The organism is Vogesella aquatica, assembly GCF_028548455.1.
Lineage (GTDB): Bacteria > Pseudomonadota > Gammaproteobacteria > Burkholderiales > Chromobacteriaceae > Vogesella > Vogesella aquatica.
In genome coordinates this window covers 67,516-90,646 of record NZ_JAQQLF010000011.1, presented here as the reverse complement: position 1 = coordinate 90,646, position 23,131 = coordinate 67,516, and the positions used below count along the sequence as shown (strand labels likewise).

At 52.1% G+C, this 23,131-nt stretch carries 21 protein-coding genes and 1 other RNA gene; 9 read left to right on the top strand and 13 right to left on the bottom strand.

Translation table 11 applies throughout. The features are described 5' to 3' along the window. Positions 1 to 4: 4 nt before the first annotated feature. Positions 5 to 388 (bottom strand): hypothetical protein, encoded by a 384-nt coding sequence (locus PQU95_RS10280; protein ID WP_272751912.1) that lies wholly within the window; start codon positions 386 to 388, stop codon positions 5 to 7. Positions 389 to 560: 172 nt separating this feature from the next. Further along, positions 561 to 1,268 (bottom strand): hypothetical protein, encoded by a 708-nt coding sequence (locus PQU95_RS10275; RefSeq protein ID WP_272751911.1) that lies wholly within the window; start codon positions 1,266 to 1,268, stop codon positions 561 to 563. A gap of 226 nt (positions 1,269 to 1,494) precedes the next feature. Here PQU95_RS10275 and PQU95_RS10270 point away from each other — a divergent pair, with 226 nt between their 5' ends. Further along, positions 1,495 to 1,968, top strand: coding sequence for a hypothetical protein (locus tag PQU95_RS10270; RefSeq protein WP_272751910.1), 474 nt, complete (start codon positions 1,495 to 1,497; stop codon positions 1,966 to 1,968). A gap of 17 nt (positions 1,969 to 1,985) precedes the next feature. Here PQU95_RS10270 and PQU95_RS10265 read toward each other — a convergent pair whose 3' ends face one another. Next, positions 1,986 to 3,437, bottom strand: coding sequence for a MobA/MobL family protein (locus tag PQU95_RS10265; protein WP_272751909.1), 1,452 nt, complete (start codon positions 3,435 to 3,437; stop codon positions 1,986 to 1,988). Positions 3,438 to 3,773: 336 nt separating this feature from the next. Here PQU95_RS10265 and PQU95_RS10260 point away from each other — a divergent pair, with 336 nt between their 5' ends. Then, positions 3,774 to 3,944, top strand: a complete 171-nt coding sequence (locus PQU95_RS10260; RefSeq protein WP_272751908.1) for a hypothetical protein — start codon at positions 3,774 to 3,776, stop codon at positions 3,942 to 3,944. Positions 3,945 to 4,551: 607 nt separating this feature from the next. Here the strand turns inward: PQU95_RS10260 and PQU95_RS10255 are convergent. Continuing rightward, positions 4,552 to 5,883: a DUF5906 domain-containing protein gene (locus tag PQU95_RS10255; RefSeq protein ID WP_272751907.1), complete on the bottom strand. Its 1,332-nt coding sequence runs from the start codon at positions 5,881 to 5,883 to the stop codon at positions 4,552 to 4,554. Between the two features lie 272 nt (positions 5,884 to 6,155). Between PQU95_RS10255 and PQU95_RS10250 the strand changes: the two genes are divergently transcribed. Both PQU95_RS10250 and PQU95_RS10245 read left to right on the top strand, forming a co-directional pair. Then, positions 6,156 to 6,494 carry an H-NS histone family protein gene (locus PQU95_RS10250; protein WP_272751906.1) on the top strand — a complete coding sequence of 113 codons (339 nt, stop codon included), beginning with the start codon at positions 6,156 to 6,158 and terminating at the stop codon, positions 6,492 to 6,494. 14 nt (positions 6,495 to 6,508) lie between these two features. Next, on the top strand, positions 6,509 to 6,847 hold the full coding sequence (locus PQU95_RS10245) for a hypothetical protein (protein WP_272751905.1): 339 nt from the start codon (positions 6,509 to 6,511) through the stop codon (positions 6,845 to 6,847). A 37-nt stretch (positions 6,848 to 6,884) separates the two neighbouring features. Here the strand turns inward: PQU95_RS10245 and PQU95_RS10240 are convergent, their stop codons facing one another. From PQU95_RS10240 to PQU95_RS10225, 4 genes are all read right to left on the bottom strand, one after another. Then, complete coding sequence (locus PQU95_RS10240; protein ID WP_272751904.1) at positions 6,885 to 7,418, bottom strand: pilin; 534 nt, start codon at positions 7,416 to 7,418, stop codon at positions 6,885 to 6,887. A gap of 320 nt (positions 7,419 to 7,738) precedes the next feature. After that, positions 7,739 to 9,181 carry a site-specific integrase gene (locus tag PQU95_RS10235; protein WP_272751903.1) on the bottom strand — a complete coding sequence of 481 codons (1,443 nt, stop codon included), beginning with the start codon at positions 9,179 to 9,181 and terminating at the stop codon, positions 7,739 to 7,741. Between the two features lie 109 nt (positions 9,182 to 9,290). Continuing rightward, positions 9,291 to 9,652: a transfer-messenger RNA gene (ssrA, locus tag PQU95_RS10230) on the bottom strand. A gap of 54 nt (positions 9,653 to 9,706) precedes the next feature. Continuing rightward, the gene (locus PQU95_RS10225) at positions 9,707 to 10,564 is read right to left on the bottom strand and encodes a hypothetical protein (protein ID WP_272751902.1); all 858 of its coding nucleotides are present in this window, start codon (positions 10,562 to 10,564) and stop codon (positions 9,707 to 9,709) included. Positions 10,565 to 10,679: 115 nt separating this feature from the next. On the opposite strand from PQU95_RS10225, the gene typA reads away from it, so the two are divergent. Continuing rightward, positions 10,680 to 12,494: a translational GTPase TypA gene (gene typA / locus PQU95_RS10220; protein ID WP_272751901.1), complete on the top strand. Its 1,815-nt coding sequence runs from the start codon at positions 10,680 to 10,682 to the stop codon at positions 12,492 to 12,494. A 180-nt stretch (positions 12,495 to 12,674) separates the two neighbouring features. Here typA and PQU95_RS10215 read toward each other — a convergent pair whose 3' ends face one another. The 4 genes from PQU95_RS10215 to ilvA form a co-directional block, all read right to left on the bottom strand. Further along, positions 12,675 to 14,273: a diguanylate cyclase domain-containing protein gene (locus PQU95_RS10215; protein WP_272751900.1), complete on the bottom strand. Its 1,599-nt coding sequence runs from the start codon at positions 14,271 to 14,273 to the stop codon at positions 12,675 to 12,677. A gap of 2 nt (positions 14,274 to 14,275) precedes the next feature. Continuing rightward, a complete protein-coding gene (locus PQU95_RS10210) occupies positions 14,276 to 15,805 on the bottom strand; it encodes a FecR family protein (RefSeq protein WP_272751899.1) in 1,530 nt (509 codons plus the stop codon). A gap of 144 nt (positions 15,806 to 15,949) precedes the next feature. Continuing rightward, a complete protein-coding gene (locus PQU95_RS10205) occupies positions 15,950 to 16,600 on the bottom strand; it encodes an HAD family hydrolase (RefSeq protein WP_272751898.1) in 651 nt (216 codons plus the stop codon). A 66-nt stretch (positions 16,601 to 16,666) separates the two neighbouring features. Further along, entirely contained in the window at positions 16,667 to 18,196 is a 1,530-nt protein-coding gene (gene ilvA, locus PQU95_RS10200; RefSeq protein WP_272751897.1) for a threonine ammonia-lyase, biosynthetic, read from the bottom strand. Between the two features lie 217 nt (positions 18,197 to 18,413). On the opposite strand from ilvA, the gene PQU95_RS10195 reads away from it, so the two are divergent. The 4 genes from PQU95_RS10195 to lipA are packed head-to-tail and all read left to right on the top strand — an operon-like array spanning position 18,414 to position 21,486. Beyond that, the gene (locus PQU95_RS10195; RefSeq protein WP_272751896.1) at positions 18,414 to 19,556 is read left to right on the top strand and encodes a D-alanyl-D-alanine carboxypeptidase family protein; all 1,143 of its coding nucleotides are present in this window, start codon (positions 18,414 to 18,416) and stop codon (positions 19,554 to 19,556) included. 56 nt (positions 19,557 to 19,612) lie between these two features. Continuing rightward, positions 19,613 to 19,891 carry a YbeD family protein gene (locus tag PQU95_RS10190; RefSeq protein ID WP_272751895.1) on the top strand — a complete coding sequence of 93 codons (279 nt, stop codon included), beginning with the start codon at positions 19,613 to 19,615 and terminating at the stop codon, positions 19,889 to 19,891. Between the two features lie 3 nt (positions 19,892 to 19,894). Beyond that, positions 19,895 to 20,518, top strand: a complete 624-nt coding sequence (gene lipB / locus PQU95_RS10185; protein ID WP_272751894.1) for a lipoyl(octanoyl) transferase LipB — start codon at positions 19,895 to 19,897, stop codon at positions 20,516 to 20,518. Beyond that, positions 20,515 to 21,486, top strand: coding sequence for a lipoyl synthase (gene lipA / locus PQU95_RS10180; protein ID WP_272751893.1), 972 nt, complete (start codon positions 20,515 to 20,517; stop codon positions 21,484 to 21,486). Before lipB ends, lipA begins: the two co-directional genes overlap by 4 nt. A gap of 199 nt (positions 21,487 to 21,685) precedes the next feature. On the opposite strand, the gene PQU95_RS10175 is transcribed toward lipA, so the two are convergent. Next, a complete protein-coding gene (locus tag PQU95_RS10175; RefSeq protein WP_272751892.1) occupies positions 21,686 to 22,993 on the bottom strand; it encodes an NAD(P)/FAD-dependent oxidoreductase in 1,308 nt (435 codons plus the stop codon). Positions 22,994 to 23,131: the final 138 nt, after the last annotated feature.

Sequence of the window (23,131 nt, the reverse complement as noted above, 5' to 3'; positions counted from 1 at the left end):
AATATTAAAGCATTTTTTTATCAAGTGCGCATAAAATATCAGCCATTCTAGCATAGCCATTTCCACCGTTAAGAACAAAAGACGAAGAATGTGGCATTTCTTTGTTGTCAATTGATTCTAACCAAACAGCTCCATAACCAACATTACAATCATCACGCGAAACCATTGCTTTTTTAAAAAATATATTCCCGTTATCTACTACTCTTAATAATATTGACAAATTAATCGCGCCCGAACTGATTGAACTTCTTACAAATGAATTGCTTTTCATGTCTATGTTAATTTTAGATTCTTTGTTTCTAAAAATAGTAATCCACTCAGATGATCCATATGTGGAAGAAGTAAAAATGGCCAAATAAATTGCCAAAAATGTATTAAATATTTTCAATTTGAGCCCCTAAAAATATCAATATCCACATTTAATATTTTCCTAGCATACACCAAATTTTCATATTTGTAAAATCTCATTGCTACCGCGCTCCGCTTGCTGGACACCCAAACAAAAAACGCCCAGGACAGCTCTTGGGCGTTTCTTTTTGGGTATCACTATTAAATCATATCTAATCGATGTAAATTTCTATCTCTTCTTTATGTTCATTTATATCACTCATTACTATTCCATGATAAAACTTTGCTGATGTGCGACGTGAGACGCTTAAGGCAAAATCATATTTATTTATTATTGAATCTTTTTTCTTACGTTCATTAGCTTTTTGTATTTTTGGTTCTCCAAGTAATATTGCCCATGTTCTGAACCTTACGTTTTTCTTACCATCAGACGCACAAAAATATTTATGTATTCCTGTGACGAAGTATAGCTTAACATTACTTTTTACGATAACAGTATTTGTGTCATGATCTTTATCATAACCTTTTTCAAAAAGCGGGTCCATTTCTAGATTTTCTGCCATTACTTTTAAGTCATCTCTTTTGTATTCAACATTATAATCCCCTAACATTGTATGTCCTGCTTTACATGTTAGGCTTTTAATGCAAGGCTTTGATGTTAGTGTTAAATACTTGTATTTATCCGTTGATATATATGGAATACATTTGCTAATGTCGAAGTTGTGTTCTTTATAGGATTCGTAAATACCCATTATTTTTTCTCTTATGCCAATTATTGATTTTTCGTTATTTGCAATATATACATTATAACCATCATCATTTTCTATTCGTTTTAATTCAGTGCATGATTCAATCGCGTAATGTATTTTTTTCATCATTTCAATTTTGGCCTTACCCCTATCATCTATATATTTTCCCATATTACACCCCATTGCTTTTAATATATATCTATTTGACTTGGGGTGGAAGTATTATACGGGGAAACTTTCTGCGCATATAAATTATTGGTTCATAACAAATAAAAAGCGGGGAAAAATTCACCGCAACACATTACTATGGACATTTTATTTGATGAAATAGTTTTTAATCGACATATAAATTTGCACATCAATTTCTTTTTTATGATAATAAATTCAGAGGTGTGATATGTGTAATTTTTATAAAAAATCATCATTATTGGTTTTGGTATTTATTTTATCGGGAAACATCTATGCAGATGATTCTGGCTGGAGCACTATTGGGCAAGCAGTTAGTGGTGAATTCTTTGAAATCAATAGAAAATCGTTCAAATCAGAGGGAGATGGAAATGATGATAATATTTCTATCGTCGCCAGAGAAATATCGAGAGAAAAAAATGAGAAAACCGCCAAATATTTTAAGCTATCAATGCCGAGAAGTAGTTGTGGTGAATTATTTGGAAGGATGGAAATAAAATCAATGAACAATCAGGAGGTGGTGGCGTATAAATATATCATAGGTGATAAGAATTTTTTCGATTTGGCACCGCCTTATATTTGTATTAGCGACTCAATAAATAAAACAATTAATACCATTAGGGAATCAGTTAAAAATCAAAAGCTAAACCAACAAAACACAATGAATAAGCATAAAGCACCATGACCACACGGTGCTTTATATTACCGTGGCCCGTTTGTTCCGTCCGCATCATCAAGGTCATCAGGGTTGTATGTATGGTTATAGTTATGGTCATTGGATGGCGTTACTGTATTGCCCTGATTGGTTTTCGGAACATACACAAAATCACTACCGTTTGAGTTGTTATCTAATCCGTCAATGTAGGCTTTCGTAAACTCGCGGATCATTTTTTCATTTGTTACAGAACGGATGTAATCAATGTTTTCTTCAACATACTTGATATGTTCACCTAAAATAGCAATACCACTTGCTCGCATGCGTCGCTCATAGGCATGTTTCTTTTCTTCAAACGCTCTCTTACCTTCGATGTATTCCTGTTTTAGTGCTTCAATGTCAGCGTTTTTGTATTTGGATACATAGATGGTAAAAATGCCAAAAATCTTTCTTTCTACTTTTGCGCCTTTGCCGTGTTTGATTTCTTCATGAAGTTTTTTGAGCCGATTTCGGTAATCATCAATCGCCCGTAAGTCATCATCAAGCTTCTGTTTCATCTTCAACAGTGCAACATCTTCCGCCGCCCTTTGTGCCAATTCTTGCCCGTTTAAACCTTCATAGCGAAGCTTTTGAGCTGGCGATAGGGTAGGCGCAGGCTGGAACTCTTCAAACGCTTCTACGGGCATAGAAACGGCTGTTGATTGATGTGTGCTGTCGTCGACAACATCATCAGATCCATTTTTTTTTACGTCATCATCTTGTGCCTGGTATTGGTCATCATTCGATGAACGCATACGCATTAACGCTGCATTACGTATGGTTTCGGGCAACTCGATACCTTTTCTTTCTGCACGTTTCAGCTTTTTATTATTGATGTGTTTGGTCGGTTCGTGCTCTATGCCTTGGTCTTTATATGATTTTTCACTAATGGTAATGTCAAAACCCGCATACATAAGATGTTTATTGGCGATTTCAGCCCATTTTTTACGAGCTTCTAACATCATATTGATATTATCAATTTCTCGTATTTTATCGCTTAATGTCCCGTTAGCTTCAATCTTTCTAACAGTAAACATCATGTGACAATGCGGATTTTTGTTTTCTAATTGATGGAATGCAATATTGCATGCAACGCCATATTTTTCACTAAATTGACGTGCAAAATCACGTGCCGCTGCTTTGTTTTGTATTGGCGTTAATTCTTGCATTAACGAAAATTCGAATTCACGCGCTGAACGTGACACCTTTTTAAAAGTGCCGTCTAACTTTAACTCTGCCGCATCTGCTGAACGCCATAATTCTTCTGCCGTTATTCTGTTCTTTACGTGACGTGGATAAATCAACTCATTACCGTTTGATTGTTTGCGCTTGTAATTAACAACTATATCATCAACACCCTTATATCTTTCCGCATTACGATAAGCAGCAGCAGCTACCGCAGTTTTACCTTCGGTTTCTTTTCTTGTTATTGCTTTCGAGTGAAAATGATAAATAGCCATATTCTAATATAATAGCATATTATACCATTTTATTTACTGTATGGGGGCGTCCAGAGGGGGAGAATCCCCCAATGGCTCACTTCCGCATTTTTTCTCAATGCTGCGCATCTCAAAAAAACGCACGCTCGCCCTGTGGGACTAAAATCAAAAGCAAAAACGGCGCTATCACTTCTTTTAATGGATATAATCTATGCGGGGGTATCCACCCCCACACCCCCATATGACCAGTGAAAAACCAGCAATTTTCTTGTTGTAAGAAGGCAGCCAGTTAATGTAATACGGGGAAAATTTCACCGCACAATATTAACCATTTGTATTTAATGAGGTTTCATTATCATGAATGATAAACATCACAATGCGGACAAATTGAAACACTATAATGATATGGCGAGAGAACAGCACGAGGAAGGTAATAGTATTGATGAATTGGAAGCGGTGGAACGTATGCGAATGATACGAGAGAAGAACAAAGAACGACATGATTGCGATGTAGATTTTGATAATTAACAGCCGTTGTCATTTTGGCGTTAATCAGTTATTGGTGTATGATATGAAAAATCATACACCATATCATACACCTTATTATTTCAGGCTGGTGCAAGATTATTTTTTCGGGTGTATGATACGAAAAAATATCATACACCTTGATAACCAAGGAAGAGTCAGCATTTTCTTCGACTGGTGTATGATATGACACTTTTTAAAACCATTTTCCTTTTTAATATTTTTCCAGCGAGTTTAAAAACATCAATATCATACACCTTTTCAAAATTCCTTTGGCTGTGCCTGAAATATCAAGGTGTATGATATTTTTTTTGCGGTGTATGATATGCCAAAAACCCTGGCTGGTGCAGGTGTAGGATATGGTGTATGATTTTCAATATCATACACCAATACCATGCTAAACCTATTGATGTAAATAAAAAAACGGCATAAATGCCGTTTATGCTTTGTTTTGTCAATGGTTAAATTGCGCGCGCGCAATTTCTGCTGTTTGTTTGTGTCTTTATTCCATTTAATACGGGGAAAATTTCACCGCACAAAATAGGTAAAGCAGAATGTTTTAGATGAAAAAAAGCGGCATGAATGCCGCTTTTTGTTTTCATTAAAATAATTATAACCCCATTTTTTCCAAATAGTGCATTACATCATAAATTGTAATGTCGTATACCTTGCCGTGTTTTGTTCGTTTTGCTTCCATTCCTGCTTCACTCATGGCTCGCCCAAACGCTTGAATGGATGTTGATGAGTTTTTAAACGATGGATTACGTGCTTTCCACTGCATAAATAAATTGAACAATTCCGACGCTGCAATGTTTTTAGTCATTAACTGCGCTGCAATATCATCTTCTTGTGAAGCGTCCACAATAAATGATTTATACATATCATTATGTGAAAAGCTTTCTAGCTTGATTTTTTGCCGTGTTTTTGTGTTTGGAAATGTCCTAATACTAAAATTAGTTAAATCGTAATTCATTAACGCGGTAAAAAAGCAACTGATAGCACGTTCGCTATCCAATAATTCTCCTAATTTATCAAAATATTTTTGTTCTGGTTTGTTAGTTGTTACGTCTGGCACAAAAAACCGACGGTCATCATGTTCAATGGGAACAGGATAATCATTATTACTTGTAATGAAAAATCTTGCATAATGATCCGTTTCAGTTGCACTCTTGAATTTTTCTTCAAGCATTAAAGACTCTTCTGTGATAAGTGCCTTTAATCGTCCATTTGCCTTTTTATCACCGCCCCATGTTGCTTCATCAAAGTTAATCAGGATTTTGTCTTTTAATTGCCCACTAAAACCACCGGCAACATGATTAGCTTCACTAATACGAGCTACATATGAACGGCCAATTATCTTGCTCAATAATGTGACAAAAATGCCTTTGCCAAAGCCTTGACCACTTTGCAATACAATAGCAACGCCCGGTTTTTTATGTGGCATTTGTATCATATGGGCTAACCACAGCACAAAATAATCAAACTGTTCTTTGTCTTGTGAGCAAAAAATATTATAGATATGTTCTAACCACGGCTGAACATAATCATTTATTTCTTGATTCGTCATATCATCGGCGTATGGAACAGCCCAGCCATGCCAGGTATTGAAATGGTTTTTTACGGCTTTGTCGGTTGTAGGGTATGGCTTAAAAATTACATCATCAAAATTGCGGCGTATGGTTCTGTCGTTAATCCATATCTGAGATGGATTAACAATTTTATTGTTGTGCAGTACTTGCTGATTCTGGAAGATTTTAACCGAGTCTAGCTCGCAAAAATTCTTTTCCTGATGGTCAAAAACTTTATGCTTACCGCCCATCATTACGAACGAGTATCGTGCATTAAGTTCATCGATTGCGTCACCCAATGGGCCGGGATATGGATGTGCAATTACGGTTAATTTTTCGTTTCCGGAGAATGGAATATTTTTAGGGTCTAACATATTTTATCCTTTATATTTTTATTTTGCATTTTTACTTGACAGGAGCGGGATAAAATATGTTATATTATTAACACAAACTCAGAGAGAAATATCCGCCAAGACATTTTATCTCACACCCATAAAGGCAGCGACGCAAACGCTGCCTTTAATCTTTTATATCAAACAGATATTATGCGCGTCAATGGTTTATCGACATTTTAATTATGGCACTTGTACTTTTTCTTATAACGTGAGAACATTCACACACGTTATCACCACAACAGGAGAAGGTCATGAACGAAATGCAAGAGCTTCAACAGTTGCAGCAACAAATTGCTGAGCTACAACAAAAAGCAAAAGAACTGGCACAAAAGAATAAAGCGCAAATCGTGGCCGATATGAAGCAGCAAATCACGTTATACGGCATTACTGCGACTGAGTTGGGCTTTACTTCATCTGATAGTGAAAAATCCAGCAAAACAGGCAAGGATGGCCAAAAATCGACTACTGTATCTGTCAAATACCGTGATGGTGATAACACATGGACTGGTCGCGGCAAGCAACCAAAGTGGCTGGTAGAAGCGATTGCTAATGGCAAATCGAAAGAAGATTTTTTGATTAATAACGATTAAACTGGTTAATGACAATGAGCAACTACACATATTTTATCGCCTTTGAAGACGATGTAACTCCAGAAGGATTTACTGCCCATAATATTATTTACAATCTTCCTGTTTGTGACCTTGCCGAAGCATTTGATGAGTTTGATATTAACTGGTATGACAAGTGCGGTATCATTACTGATGTGGAAGCTTACGCAAAAGTGTTGCTTGAGCCTTATTTGAGTGAAGCAACACATGAATATATTGATGATGAAGGTGATAGTGACGGCAAAACAACTTTGCAAGTATTGTATGATTTCTTGATGAAATGGCAAGCATACAAAATTATGGTTTTTTCAGAACCACACTATTTTAATAGTTAATAAAAAAACCCGCTTTCGCGGGTTTTTTTATTTTGGATTACTCAACTGCTTTTGGTTCCAGATTGGCTGGCGTTAATACTGTTGTTAAGTCAGTCTTGCCTGCATTGTCTTTAACATCAATAGTGGTTAAGTATGCAGTTACAGCAGTATTGTCTGCATTTGTTGTAATGTCCCATTGCACAACACCATTGGCTGCGATAGGGGTGAATGTAACTGTTTTACCATCTACATCACTGCCCACATTCTTATCTAGCGTGATAGTAATGGCTCCTGCCGTATCAATTTCTGTCTTACTTATTTCCTTGCTCGTAATGGCCTTCTGCCCGATTTCACCAAATTCACCATCTGCTGAAATTACCGTTGCTCCTGTTGCTCCCAAGCTAACGCCATCTGTCTGAGCCTTTTCAATTACCGCTGTCTTAATGGCACTTACGGCACTGACAGCAGCTCCCATTTTTGTTTTAACGGTGTAGTCTTTATAGTTTGGAATAGCTACCGCTGCCAAAATACCAATGATGGCAACCACAATCATCAATTCAATTAATGTAAAACCCTTTTGTAAATTTTTCATATTATGTTCCTTTGTTATGGCAATTAACATTGCACTTCTTTTAACGTAACATAAAAAAATTTATATAAAAAGTATTTATTAGGCAAAGAAAAGGCCGAGCAAGCTCGGCCGTAAGCTTTCACGGAACATGTGAAATGAAAAACACAATTACAATCTATCATGATTTTATTGACAATAAAACAATAAAGCCACCTATTGGTGGCTTTATATTCCCTTGCTTCACTACGTTAACATTCGAAAGTTTTGTTTTGATGCTTGGTTAATTTATAATCTCATTAAAATATTATTGCGTCAAGTATAAAATGACGCATTTATTGTTTTTAAAATTTTTGATAGTTAAGTAACGATATTAACTTTAATTTATTGTCTGCTGTGATGTGCTTCAAATATGTATTCGTTGATGTGGATTCGGTTGTATGGCCCACAATATGCTGTATTGTCAGCAGTGTCCGGTCGTTATTGTTAGGGATGTTCATTAACTCTGTGATGAATGTATGGCGGAATGAATGAAAGCCTAATTTACTACGATTTTCGAACGCCATTTTATCCATGAAAGTTCGATTAAACCACTTGTTCACTGTGTCGCCATAATCGCGTTTTTCATCAAAAAATAGTTTTTCTTTCTTGTGCATTACGCGATCTTTTTGGTATTCCAAAATTCCATGTTTAAGGATTTCTGGGTGAAATGGCACAAAGCGAATACTGGAACGATTTTTCACGCTCTTATCAGAACCTGCTGTTTCGCAAATCTTCATGCCATGAATGCCATTTTCTTGCACAATATCAGTAGTATCTAGTTGTGCAATTTCTGCTTGTCTTGCACCGCTATACATCGCAATCAAGGGAATAAAAAATTGCCACGGTTTGATTTTGTGTTTGGTTTCTAATAGCTCATTATTGATTTTAGTGACTTGTTCACGAGTAAATGCATCTCGTTTATCTTTGTCGCTTTCCGTGCATTTACGCATGCCTTTATTGATAAACGAACAACTGCAATACCCTTTGGAATTGGCCCACACAAAGAAGGTATTGAGTGTTGAAATATATTTATTAAAGGTTTCGTCACCAATAGTATTGATTTCTTCCCCGCTAGCTTGCATTTTTTTGACGGCAGCCACCATTTCGAGCGGGTTTAATCCACTAAATTCTTTACGGTTTTGACGCTCTGGAAGGTGTGATAATTCATTCAATGCTTTGATATAAACTTCTTCATTGAATTCTTCAAATGTGCATTTACCAATGAATGCACCCATGGCTGTCAAACGAAGCATGTAGTATCGTTTATTGTTTTGCGACCATGTTGTTGAATCAATGCTATTATACAGAAACTCATGAATTGCTTTGCCAATTGATAATTGATTATCTTGTTTGGTATGTTTTTCAGCTTTTGGCTGTCCTGATAACATATTAAGAGATTTTTGAAGTAATGCTTCTGCTGCTTGTTCTTCACCAGCTTTAATATTATTAAGTTCGATTTTGTGACCGTCTGCTGTTGTCACGACAAAATCCAGCTTACCAACCAAATCCCTTACTGATTTTTTCTTGAACAGGTCCATTTTTTCTGTGACTTGCGTAAATAATTCATCGCATTGAACCGCATACTGACGAGCCAGCGCAAGGGCTGTCTTGGGGTCGCGGGTGCGCAAAGAAACGCGGATATCCGGCCTTGTGGCGTGTTGTTGCCGGATGGCGGTAGGGATGGCCCTACGGAAGTAGAAAACGCCGTTAGAGTGCTGATAGACGTAAGAGGATAGGTTAGTCATCTTCTCGCTCCCATCGCTGTCACAGTCAATGTCACAGTCGATGTCATAGATTGACGAAAAGATGAACCCAAAGAAAAAACCCCTGAAAAATCAGGGGTTTGGTGTGGGGTGGTGGAGGCGGCGGGAATCGAACCCGCGTCCGGAAATCCTCTACGAAGAGATCTACATACTTAGTCGTGTCATTTGGTTTTAACCGCTACCACGCCGACGGACAGGCTGGGTATTGGCGAGTTACCTTAAGTTTAGCCCCTGATCAAGTAACCCGGTCAAAGGCGATCTGATGTGAAATGACTCTACCGGGGTTGCCCCCACAGCCCATCAGCAAGCTGCTGTAGAGTCTAGCGGCGATTAAGCAGCTAGAGCGTAAGTTTCGTCGTTTGCGACTAAATAAATTCAGTGTTTAACGGGATGACTGAAATCCCGGTATGCCCTCATCCGCTTCGCAACCCCCGTCGAAACCAGGTCGCCCCCAGATAAGAGCGCAGAGTATAGCGCCATTCCCGCGCCAGCGCTAGCGTGCGGGGCTTATTGTACGGGGGATAGCGCTTCGATCAGCGCTACTTCCTGGGTGTAGCTCAGGGCTTTCAGGCGTTCCAGCAGGGCGTCGCCGTCGGCCTGGTGTTTTTGGTCCAGCTCGTCGTGCAGGATGCGGCTTTCTACGGCCAGCCACAGGCCGCGGCACGATTCGGCGGTTTCAAAGCGGGTGCTGCGCAGGACTTCGGCCACCAGGCGCAGCTCGTTGTCGCTGAAGCGGCGCGACAGCATGGCTTGTTCGCGGCGGATGATTTCGGCGTAGCGGTCGCACATTTCCTGGATGCGGGCGTCCAGTGGCGGCTCGGCGGGGGCTTCTTCCAGCGCTTCGGCGTTGTACCAGGCGGCGGCGTCCAGGGTGATGCTTTCGGCGGCTTCCTGCCAGGCTTGTTGCAGGGCCTGGGTAAATTGCGGGTTGGCCGCAAAGCTCAGCTTGAATGCCATGGCAGGGGGGGCGTCGGGGTGGAGCAGGGCGCCGTTGGCGGCCAGCTCGCCGTCTTCGGTGCAGCCGACTTCGGCACGCCAGATGCCTTCTTCTTCGGTGGCCAGGTTGTCTACCAGCACTTCAAGGTAGGGCAGGGCCAGTGCCTGGCCTTCGTCGGCGGTTACCAGGCGGATGGCGATGTCGAACAGGTGCTGTTTGGCCAGTGTCATGATCTGCAGGCCTTTGTCGTGGCGCAGCAGGGTGTAGCTGCTGCCGGTGTCGTATACGGCCAGGTCGTGGGCGTCGCGCGCGCTCTTGCTGAGTATGCCGTTGAGCTGGCTGGCCAGCTGGTTTATGTCATTGTCTGGCGCATCGTAGCCGGTGCGATAGTCAAGGTGGGCGTGCCACAGTGCGTTCCAGTCGTACATTTGTGTTCTTTCTTGCTAGAAAACGGCGCCAGTGTACAGAAAAAATCACGGGAAAACTGTAGAGTTGGCCGCGGCATGGTAGAATCCGCGCGACTTTTTAAAATGACGTATCCCCATGACCCGACAAATTCGTAACATCGCCATTATTGCCCACGTTGACCACGGCAAAACGACCCTGGTTGACCAACTGCTGCGCCAATCCGGCACTTTCCGCGAAAACCAGCAGGTTGACGAGCGCGTAATGGATTCCAACGATCTGGAAAAAGAACGCGGCATTACCATTCTGGCCAAGAACACCGCCATTGATTACGAAGGTGTTCACATCAACATCGTTGATACCCCGGGCCACGCCGACTTCGGCGGTGAGGTTGAGCGCGTTCTGGGTATGGTGGATGGCGTACTGCTGCTGGTGGATGCCGTTGAAGGCCCGATGCCGCAAACCCGCTTTGTGACCAAGAAAGCCCTGGCCCTGGGCCTGCGCCCTATCGTGGTGATCAACAAGGTAGACCGCCCGGGCGCACGCCCTGACTGGGTGGTAGACCAGACTTTTGACCTGTTCGACAAGCTGGGTGCGACCGACGAGCAGCTGGACTTCCCGATCATCTACGCTTCCGGCCTGAACGGCTTTGCCAAGCTGGAGCTGGAAGAAGAGTCCGACAACATGCGCCCGCTGTTCGAAACCGTGCTCAAGCACGTGCCTACCCCGCCAGGTAGCCCGGACGCGCCGCTGCAGCTGCAGATTTCTGCACTGGACTACTCTACTTATACCGGCCGCCTGGGTGTTGGCCGCGTACTGAACGGCCGTATCAAGCCAGGCCAGGCTGTGGTGGTGATGAACCATGACGACCAGGTGGCTTCGGGCCGTATCAACCAGGTGCTGGGCTACCAGGGTCTGGACCGCGTGCCGGTGGATAGCGCCGAAGCAGGCGACATCATCATCATTTCCGGTATCGAGGATATTGGTATCGGCGTAACCATCTGCGACAAAGAGCAGCCGGTTGGCCTGCCTATGCTGTCGGTGGATGAGCCTACCCTGACCATGGACTTCATGGTGAACTCGTCGCCACTGGCCGGTACCGAAGGCAAGTTCGTGACCAGCCGCCAGATTCGCGACCGTCTGACCAAAGAGCTGCTGACCAACGTGGCCCTGCGTGTTGAAGACACCGAAGATTCCGACGTTTTCCGTGTATCGGGCCGCGGCGAGCTGCACCTGACCATTCTGCTGGAAAACATGCGTCGCGAAGGCTTCGAAATGGCTGTGGCCAAGCCGCGTGTGGTGTTCAAGGATATCGACGGCGAGAAGAGCGAGCCGTACGAAAACCTGACCATCGACCTGGAAGACTCCCACCAGGGTGGCGTGATGGAAGAAATCGGCCGTCGTCGTGGCGAGCTGACCAATATGGAATCGGATGGCCAAGGCCGTACCCGTCTGGAATACCATATTCCGGCACGTGGCCTGATCGGCTTCCAGTCCGATTTCATGACCATGACCCGCGGTACCGGCCTGATGAGCCACGTATTTGACGACTACGGTCCGGTAAAAGCCGACCTGCCAGGCCGTCATAATGGCGTGCTGATCTCGCAGGATAACGGCGAAGCTGTAGCCTACGCACTGTGGAACCTGGAAGACCGTGGCCGTATGTTCGTGTCCCCTGGCGACAAGCTGTACGAAGGCATGATCATCGGTATTCACAGCCGTGATAACGACCTGGTCGTTAACCCGCTGAAAGGCAAGAAGCTGACCAACGTTCGTGCCTCCGGTACCGACGAAGCCGTACGCCTGACCACCCCGATCAAGCTGACGCTGGAATCGGCCGTGGAGTTCATCGACGACGACGAACTGGTGGAAATCACCCCGAAATCCATCCGTATCCGCAAGCGCTTCCTGCAAGAGCACGAGCGTCGCCGTATGTCCAAGCAAGAAAACTAAGCAGCGCTCAGCCTGCTGACCATGCCGCCCCGGTGCAAGCCGCGGCGGCATTTTTCATGGGCGGCGTGGCTGAAGGGTTGGCCGCAGCGGGTAGGTGTTTGTTTGGGGCGAGTTGGCCTGGTGGCGGCCGGGCGGTGGCTGTTTTTCGGCAGGGTGCGCTGCCGGTGGGGCGCGGGCGGCTTAGATGCGGGTGGCCAGCAGGCCGTCGGCTACGCAGGCCTGGTCGCGGCCGTTGCGCTTGGCCTGGTACAGCGCCTGGTCGGCTTGCTCGAATATGCTGCGCACGGTGGCGTCCGGCTCGGGGGTGTCGGCATAGATGCCGATGCTACAGCTGACACGCCCCAGCGGGCTGCTGTGGTGGGGAATCTGGCGCGAGAGCAACCGGTAGCGCAGCTCGGTGGCGATGGCTTCGGCCTGCTTTTGCGATGCGTCGGGCAGCAGCAGGGCGAACTCTTCACCGCCAATGCGCGCTACGGTGTCTTGCGGGCTGCGCGCCATGCTGGCGATGACCTGCGCTATCTGGCGCAAGATGTCGTCGCCGGCGGCGTGGCCGTAGTGGTCGTTGTAACGTTTGAAGTGGTCTACATCCAGCACCAGCAAGGCTAGCGCCTGCCGTTCCAGCTGGCTGTGCTGCAGGGCCAGTACAATGCGCTCGTCAAAATGGTGGCGGTTGGCCAGGCCGGTAAGCTTGTCGGTAAACGCCAGCTTTTTGAAGTGGCTTTGCAGCAGGAAAAAATTGCTGGTGGCTGCCATCAGGATAAGCAGGCCCAGGGTGGCGGTGCCCAGCTCGATGTGCAGCAGCTGGTACAGCAGGGTGTCGCCCAGCAGCATGCCCCCCACAAACAGGGCGGCCTGGCGGATGGGGTGCAGGCTTTTGCGGCGGCGTGCCAGTAGCTGCCAGCCCAGTGCCAGCGCCAGCAGCAGGCCGGCGCGCCAGCCAGGCGATAGTGGGGTGGCGAGCGTGTTTTGCTGCAGGCCTTGCGCCAGGGCGGCATTGATGAATACGCCGTTGCTTTTGGCCTGGTTGCGCTGGATGGCGGTGAAGTGCTCGTCGCCGCTGCCGGCAGCGGTTACGCCGACAAATACGGTTTTGTCTTGCAGCCGTGGGTCGGCTTGGTTATTGGACAGCAGCTCCGCCATGGGTATGGTGGTAAAGCGGGTGTCGCTGTCCAGGTGGGGGAGCAGGCGTGGCTGGCTGCGCCCCCAGTCCCCGGGGTTGCTGCTGCTTGTCGTGCTTGTGCTCTGGCCTGCTACCAGGGCGGCAAACGAGGGCAGCCGCGTGTCACCGGGCCCGCTGGCCAGGTAGGTGCGGCGTATTTCGCCATTGCTTTCCGGGGGGAAGTCGCTCACGCCCACCCCGCGTGCCGCATGGGCCAGCATGGGTAGCGGCAAGGTTGGCCGAAGGGTGGTGCCATCCGGCTCGGGGAAGGCGGGCAGGTAGACTTTGCCATTCTGTGCAATGGCGCGCGCCAGGGCCTGGTCGGACTCGGGATGCTCGGAATGTTCGGCCAGCAGCAGGTTCAGCCCCACGGCCCTGGCGTGGCCCAGCTTGCCGATGGCCTCGGCCAGCAGCTCGCGTGGCCAGGGCCAGCGGCCTAGCTGGGCCAGGCTTTTTTCATCGATGGCCACAATCACGATCTGTTCGCTGGCATCGGCGGCCAGGGCCTGGTTGATCAGGTCCTGCACGCGGTAGTCCAGTGTCGAGGGGGCCATGCCCAGCCAGAGTGCGGCCAGTGGCAGCAAGATGCCGGGCAGGGTGCGTGATGTGGGGATGGGCATGGCTAGTCGATCAGCAGGATGTCTTCCAGCTCGGTAGCCTGGTAGCCATCGGGTGTGCTGACCTTGTAGCTCACCCGGTAGCGGCCGCTGTACAGGCGCTCGCTGTCCTGCCATACGGGCTGGTCATTGCTGTAGACAAAAGCCTGGCTGTCGCGCCCCAGTAGCTGCAGGGTGAGCTGGTAGCGAGCCTTGCTTAGCGGGTAGGGGCGGCCGCTTATCTGCATGCCGCGAGGGTAGCTGGCGCGCCACAGGCCGGTGTCGGCTTGCAGGCTGTAGGTCTGGCTGTAGGGGCCGGGCTTGCCTTGCTTGTCCAGGCGGGCTACCTGCCAGTACCACTGGCCGCCTTCTGCCAGCTGGCGGGTGGTGTCAGGCTGGCTGATATCCCAGCTGGCGGCGATGGGTTGCATGTCTGGCTGGCGGGATAGCTGCACGCGGTAGCGCGTACCGGTATCGCCGCTAAAACGGAAGGCCAGCTCGCGGCCAGCCAGGCGGCGGCCGTCTGCCGGGCTGAGCACCAGTGGCGGGGCGGGGTGGGCGTTCACCACAAAATCATGCTTTGCCGGATAGCCTTGCAGCCCGTTGGGTAGCTGGCTGCGCACGGTAAGCTGATAGTGGCCGTTGTCCAGTGCGGGGTACCACTGCGCTGTTTTCAGCAGCTTGTCGTCCATCATGCGGCGGCCCGGCTGGGTGCGCATCAGGTTGGCCTGGTAGGCAGCCATGCCTTCGGCAGGTGTCCATTGCAATATGGCGGGCGAAAAAGACTGCACGGCAGCAAGCGGGCTAAGGTCGGGCGCTGCCGGTAGCATGATGCTGCCGCCAGGTGCTTCGCCACGGCGGGTCACGCTGCCAAACCCGGCCGCCACTGCCTGGCTGCCGCTGTGGCCGCTGACTTCTACCTGGCCTTCTACTACCTCGGTGGCCGAGCTGTCGGCGTCGGCCACGTTTACGCGAAAGCCGGTGCCGCGCACGGCAGTAATGGCGCTAGGCGTCTGGATGGTGTGCCGGTTTTGCATGAGCGGGTTTTTCACCACGCTGTTGTCTATGCTGCCGCTTTCTATATTAAGCCAGGTGTTGCTGGCGCCAGTGCTGGGGAAGAAGGTGGCTTCTTTGATGGCAAAGCGGGCATTGGGGCCGATGCTTACCAGGCTGCCTTCTTCCATCAGCAGTTTCAGTGCGCTATTGGGGCCGGTGCGGATAATCTTGCCGACGGCGAGCGGGTAGCTTTGGCCGGCCTCCAGCGTCTGGCCGTCCAGTGTGGCCTCGCCTACCAGGTCGGTGACGGTGGCGCTGGCGCTGTGTTGGCGCATCAGCTGCAGGGGGATGCGTAGCGTGCTGTGCGGCTTCAGTGCATACGGGTTGCGTATGGCGTTCAGCTTTTGCAGGGCAGGGGCGTGCGCCAAGGTGCTCAGGTGCGTGCGGGCAATGCTCCACAGCGTATCACCGGGCTGTATTGTGTATTGCCAGTCGCCATTGTCGGCATGGCTGGCACTGGCAAGGCAAAAGGTCAGGAGTATCAGGCGTTTAGCGTGCATGGCGGGCCGGGCGAGTAGGGTGGGTGGATACCCTGCAATGACAAAATGGTCATTTTAAAACTTTTAGCTGCGTCGTGCAGAAAAAGCACCTGTGCTGTTCTGTGGCGTGGCGGTCCGGTTAAGTTTCCCTGTCACACGCCCGTATTATGACATATGGGCCAGCAGTTCGGCGGGCGCGTTGATGCGGATATCGGCCTGCCAGCTGGCGGTGTCATCGCTGTCGGCAATATATCCCCAGTTCACCAGCACGGTTTTCATGCCCACGGCGCGCCCTGCCTGTATGTCGCGTTCGGCATCGCCCACGTACAGGCAGTGTTGCGGGTCGGTGTCGATCAGGCGGCAGGCGTGCAGCATGGGCGCCGGGTCCGGCTTGGCCACGCCCACGGTATCGCCGCTTACCACCACGGCGGGTGGCACGGCAAAGGGCAGCGCCGGCACCAGGCGGTCGGTAAAGCGCATTGGCTTGTTGGTGATAATGCCCCACTGCAGTCCGCGCGCATGCAGCGCCAGGATCAGTTCATTGATGCCGTCAAATAGCGTGGTGTGGCTGGAAAAATCGTAGTCGTACTGCTCCAGAAAGCGCAGGCGGTACTCTTCAAAGCGCGGGTGGGTCTTGTCGATACCGAAGCCCAGGCTGACTAGCCCGCGCGCACCGTGGCTGGCGATCGGGCGTACCGCTTCGTACGGCTGCGGCGGCAGGTTTTCTTCGGCCAGCAGGCGGTTGAGGGCGGCGCCCAGGTCGCGGGCGGTATCGGCCAGGGTGCCGTCCAGGTCAAACAGTACTGCCTTGATCATGCAAGCGTTCTCCAAAAAAATGCGGCCAACCTTGGGGGCAAGGTTGGCCGCAAGTTTACGTCAGCCCTAGCGTACTGTCTTGCCGAGGAATAATTTGTAGGCCGGGTTATCGGTTTCTTCCACGTACGGGTAGCCCAGCTGCGCCAGGAAAGTCTGGAAGGCGGCGTCGTCTTCGCGCGGCACCTGGATGCCGATCAGCACGCGGCCGTAGTCGGCACCGTGGTTGCGGTAGTGGAACAGGCTGATATTCCAGCCGGTCTGCATGGCTTCCAGAAAGCGCATCAGCGCGCCCGGGCGTTCGGGGAACTCGAAGCGCAGCACGCGCTCGTCCTTCAGCTGCGGGGCGTGGCCGCCCACCAGGTGGCGGATGTGCAGTTTGGCCAGTTCGTTGTCGGTGAGGTCCAGGCCGTCCAGCCCGTTGGCCTGCAGGTCGGCCACGATGCGGCCAACGTCTTCGCGGCCGGTGATCTGCACGCCGACAAACACGTGCGCGGTGCCTGGGTCGGCAAAGCGGTAGTTGAACTCGGTGATGTTGCGGTTGCCGATCACGCTGCAGAACTGCTTGAAGCTGCCGGCTTTCTCCGGCAGGGTCACGGCAATCACCGCCTCGCGGCGCTCGCCCAGCTCGGAGCGTTCCGACACGTGGCGCAGGCGGTCAAAGTTCATGTTGGCGCCGCAGTTGATGGCCACCAGCGTTTTGCCGCTACAGCCTTCGCGTTCCACGTAGGCCTTGGCGGCGGCTACGGCCAGTGCGCCGGCCGGCTCGGTAATGGAGCGGGTGTCTTCAAAGATGTCCTTGATGGCGGCGCAGATGGCGTCGGTGTCCACCAGCATGATCTCGTCCAGCAGCTCGCGGCAGATGCGGAAGGTTTCTTCGCCCACCAGTTTTACCGCGACGCCATCGGCAAACAGGCCCACGTCTTTCAGCTCCACGCGGTAGCCGGCGTCGATGGACTGCTTCATCGCGCTGGAGTCTACCGGCTGTACGCCGATGATCTTGATCTGCGGTTTAAGGCGTTTGATGTAGCTGGCCACGCCAGCGGCCAGGCCGCCGCCGCCAATGGCCACGAACACGGCTTCGATGTCGCCCGGGTGCTGGCGCAGGATTTCCATGCCGATGGTGCCCTGGCCGGCAATCACGTCCGGGTCGTCAAATGGCGGGATATAGGTCTTGCCGCTTGCTTCCACCAGTGTCATGGCGTGCTGGAAGGCGTCGCTGAACGATTCGCCGGCCAGCACCACCTTGCCACCACGGCGGGTGACGCCGTCGATCTTGATGGCTGGCGTGGTGGCGGGCATCACGATGGTGGCTTCCAGGCCCAGCTTGCTGGCTGATAGTGCCACGCCCTGGGCGTGGTTGCCGGCGCTGGCGGTAATCACGCCGCGCGCACGCTGCTCGGCGCTGAGCTTGGACATCTTGTTGTAGGCGCCGCGCAGCTTGAACGAAAACACCGGCTGCAAGTCTTCGCGCTTGAGCAAAATGGTGTTGCCGGTGCGGCGGCTAAGGTTGGTGGCGACCTCCAGCGGGCTTTCGATAGCCACGTCGTACACGTTCGAGGTGAGGATGCGCTCCAGGTAGTCCTTGGGGTGTGGCATGGTTATATATTCCGAGTAATTTTTTTGTCCCTGAAAAGGCAGGTTAACAGGAACTAAGCTGGCTGCGAAGGGTATAAAAGCCTTTGTACTGCGGGCTCCCACCCTGTTGTGCCGGCCTGGTGCCAGGCAATATTTTGTATCCCGTGGCGCAACCTCACCCGGCCCGGCGTGTATAATGCCCGGCTGTTTTGCGACAAACCCACCGTCTATCGTTTCAATGAAAAAAACCACCTCGCTTTTGCTGACGGCAGCCTTGTCGCTGTCCACCCTCGCACACGCCACCACGCCGTTTGTGCCACCTGTGCCGGAAATCGCCGGCAAGGCTTACTTTATTACCGACTTCTACAGCGGGCAGGTTGTTGCTGCCCGTGACCCGGATACCCGTATCGAGCCTGCGTCGCTGACCAAGCTGATGACGGCGTATCTCACCTTCAAGGCACTGAAGGAAAAACGCCTGACGCTGGAGCAGATGCTGACCGTGTCGCAAGTGGGCTGGAAGCAGGAAGGCTCGCGCATGTTCCTCGACCCGAAAGTACCGGTGTCGGTGGATAATCTTATCAAAGGCATGATCGTGCAGTCCGGTAACGACGCCTGCGTCACGCTGGCCGAAGCCATTGCCGGCAGCGAAGAAGTCTTCGCGCAGATGATGACCACCGAGGCCAAGCGCCTGGGCATGAGCGCCACCAGCTTCAAGAACTCGACTGGCCTGCCGCACCCCGATCACTACACCACCACGCGCGACCTGGCCACGCTGTCTACCGCCATCATCCACGACTTCCCCGAGTTCTACCCCATCTACTCGATGAAGTCGTTCAGCTACAACAACATCACCCAGCCGAACCGCAACCTGCTGCTGTACCGCGACCCGAACGTAGACGGCATGAAGACCGGCCACACCGCCAGCGCCGGCTACAACCTGATTGCCTCCAGCAAGCGCGATGGCCGCCGCGTGGTGTCGGTGGTGGTCGGCACGGCCAGCGAAGAAGCCCGTGCGGTGGAAAGCTCCAAGCTGCTGAATTACGCGCTGCAGTTCTTTGAAACGCCCAAGCTGTACGACGCCAAAAAGCCGGTGTCGGAAGTGGCCGTCTACAAAGGTGCCAGCAGCAAGCTGCCGGTAGGCTTTGCCAGCGACGTGTACATCACCGTACCCAAAGGCCAGGCCAGCCAGCTGAAAGCCGACCTGACCACCACGCAGCCGATGATCGCCCCGGTGGCTGCCGGCCAGACCGTGGGCAAGCTCACCGTGAGCCTGGCAGGCAAGGTTGTGCTGGAGCGCCCGGTGGTGGCGCTGCAGGCGGTGGAAGAGGGCGGCTTCTTCAGCCGCCTGTGGGATAGCATCAAGCTGTGGCTGGGCTGGTAATTTGAATGGTTGGCCGCATCTATGCGGCCAACCCTTTTTGTATTCAGGATGTGCATATGAGCAACCCGACAAGCGATATCAAAGACCTGCTGGAATTTCCGGCACGCTTCCCCATCAAGGTAATGGGCGAGCGTACCGATGTCTTCCTGCCGACCATCTTCGAAGTCGTGCGCCTGCACGCACCAGACCTGGAGCTGGCGCACATCGTGGCGCGTGACAGTTCCAGTGGCAAATACGTGTCGCTGACCGTGACCGTGACGGCCACCTCGAAAGAGCAGCTGGACAATATCTATCGCGTACTGTCCGGCCACCCGCTGGTGAAGTGGGCCCTGTAAAGCATGAGCCGCATCGTCAAACACCTGGGGCTGGTTGACTACACGCCCACCTGGCACGCCATGCAGGCGTTTACCGAAGCCCGCACCGACACCACGCCGGATGAGCTGTGGTGCCTGGAGCACCCGCCGGTGTACACGCTGGGCCTGGCCGGCAAGCCCGAGCACCTGATCATGCCCAGCAGTATCGAGGTAGTGAAGTGCGACCGTGGCGGCCAGGTGACCTACCACGGCCCCGGCCAGCTGGTGGTGTACCTGATGATAGACTTCAAGCGCATGGGCATCGGCGTGCGCGAGCTGGTGCGTCGTATCGAGCAATCGGTGATCGACCTGCTGGCCGAACTGGGCATTACCGCCTACGGCGACGTGAACGCGCCGGGGGTGTATGTAGCGGGCGAAAAAATCGCTTCGCTGGGGCTAAGAATCAAAAACGGTGCGGTGTACCACGGCCTGAGCCTGAACGTGGACATGGACCTGACACCGTTCAGCTGGATTAACCCTTGCGGCTATGCCGGCCTCAAGGTGACGCAACTCAAAAACCACGGAGCCACCCTTACCGTGGCAGAAACCGCCGCGCAACTGCTGCCCCATCTGGAGCGCAACCTGGCGGTGACGAAGGAGACAGCATGAAACTGGACAACCAGGCAGGCGTAAAACACAAAGGCGCCGACAAGACCGCACGCATCCCTATCAAGATCGTGCCACTGGACGAAAAGCTCAAAAAGCCGGAGTGGATTCGCGCCAAGCTGCCCAATGGCCAGCGCTTCAACGAGATCAAGCAGATCCTGCGCGAGCAGAAGCTGCACACCGTCTGTGAAGAGGCCACCTGCCCGAACATCGGCGAATGCTTCAGCAAGGGCACGGCCACCTTCATGATCATGGGTGACATCTGCACCCGCCGCTGCCCGTTCTGCGACGTGGGCCATGGCCGCCCGAACCCGCTGGACGAGAACGAGCCGCGCCACCTGGCCGAAACCGTGGCCGCGCTCAAGCTGCGCTATGTGGTGATTACCTCGGTAGACCGTGACGACCTGCGCGACGGCGGTGCCCAGCACTTTGCCGACTGCATCAGCGAAATCCGCAAACTGTCGCCCGACACCCAGATCGAGGTGCTGGTGCCGGACTTCCGCGGCCGCCTGGACGTGGCACTGGATATCCTGAGCAAAAACCCGCCGGACGTGATGAACCACAACCTGGAAACCGCACCGCGCCTGTACAAGCAAGCGCGCCCTGGTGCCGACTACATCCACTCGCTGGAGCTGCTCAAGCAGTTCAAGGCGCTGTGCCCGGATGTGCCGACCAAGTCCGGTATCATGGTAGGCTTGGGTGAAACCGACGAGGAAGTGTACGAAGTGATGGCCGATATGCGCCGTTACAATATCGACATGATCACCATCGGCCAGTACCTGCAGCCTACCGACGGCCACCTGCCGGTGCTGCGCTACGTGCACCCGGACCTGTTCAAGGCCTTTGAAAACAAAGCTTATGAAATCGGCTTCAAGCACGCTGCTGTCGGTGCCATGGTGCGTTCCAGCTACCACGCTGACGTACAAGCCCACGAGGCTGGTGTTGTGGATGCCAGCGCGATTGTCGGTTAACGCCGGCTAGCCTGGGCACCGCATCACCGCGGCCCTGGTGCGCAACAGCCCCCGTCTGGCCAGGCCAGACGGGGGCTGTTTGTTTTCGGGCGGGTGTTGTTGGCCGCACGAGATGGCGGTGTCTGCCGAGCCATGATGTACGGCAGGCTGCGGCCAACGTTGGCCGCAGTGCCCGGTTTGCACGGTGGGGCAGCCTGCCTTAGCGCAGCTTTTCCAGCATCTGGTAGTACCACATGCCGGCGGCCAGCAGCGGGTTGCCCAGTTTGCTGCCCAGCGGTACGCGGATGTGTTTGCAGGCGGCAAAGGTATCGAACTGGCTTAGCGTGCCGGTGATGGCCTCGGCCATGATCTCGCCCATGATGTGGCTGCTGGCCACGCCGTGGCCGGAGTAGCCCTGGCAGTACCACACGTTGTCCGACAGTTTGCCCAGCTGCGGGATGCGGTTCACCACAATGCCCATGGCGCAGCTCCACTGGTAGTCGATCTGCACGCCTTTGAGCTGCGGGAAGGTGCGCTCGATGCACGGCAGTAGCTCGGCAGCGATATCGCGCGAGTCGCGGCCGCTGTAGTTGGCGCCGCCGCCGAACAGCAAGCGGCCGTCGGCAGTCATGCGGTAGTAATCCAGCACGAAGCGGCAGTCGTACACCGCCAGGTCGTGCGGGTTCAGCGTGTTGGCCAGCTCGCCCAGCGGGCGGGTGGTGACAATGCCGCCCATGGCCGGGAAGATCTTGCCGCCCAGTTGGTCTTGCGCCAGCTTGTGGTACACGTCGCCGGCCAGCAGGATGTGGCGGGCGTTGACGCGGCCGTGGGCAGTGACGATGGCCGGGCGCGGGCCGTGCACGATGTCCAGCACCTCGGTGTGTTCGTATAGCCGGGCACCCAGGCTGGCGGCGGCGCGCGCTTCGCCCAGGCACAGGTTGAGCGGGTGCAGGTGCAGGTTGCGGCGGTTTTTCAGCGCGCCGCAGTACTGTTCGGTAGCCAGGTGCTCGCGCACGCCGGCGGCATCCAGCAGGGTGACGTCGTCGCCCATGCCGCGGCGCTGCGCTTCGTCGTAGCTGGCTTGCAGCTCGGCCATGTGGGCGGTCTTCATCGCCGCGTGCAGGTGGCCGTGCTTGAGGTCGCAGGCAATGCCGTAGCGCGCCACGCGCTGCTGGATGATGTCGTGGCCGCGCCAGCGCAGCTGCCAGATGAAGTCGTCCACGTCGTCGCCCAGGGTTGGCCGCATCTGCTTGCGCATGGCTTCGTCACCGGACAGGCTGCCGGTGACCTGGCCGCCGTTGCGGCCGCTGGCGCCCCAGCCGATCTTGTTCTGTTCCAGCAGCACCACGCTCATGCCGCGTTCGGCCAACTCCACGGCGCTGGCCACGCCGGTGAAACCGCCGCCGATGATGGCGACGTCGGCGTCCACGCTGCCTTGCAGCATCGGGTAATCGCTTTCCTGCACGATGGTGGCGCTGTAGTAGGAAGGGCTGCGCGGCTGGCTGCCGTGCTGGGCGCGTGCGTTCATGGGTTCTCCTTGTGGCTGGCCGGTGCGGGGGGCGTGGCAGGATAAGCAGGCTGGCGCTGCCAGTATTTTTATAGCGACGCTGGGCTGGGTAGTTTCACCGTGCCAAGCGTGGCAGGCGCTAGCTTGCGCCAGAATTAC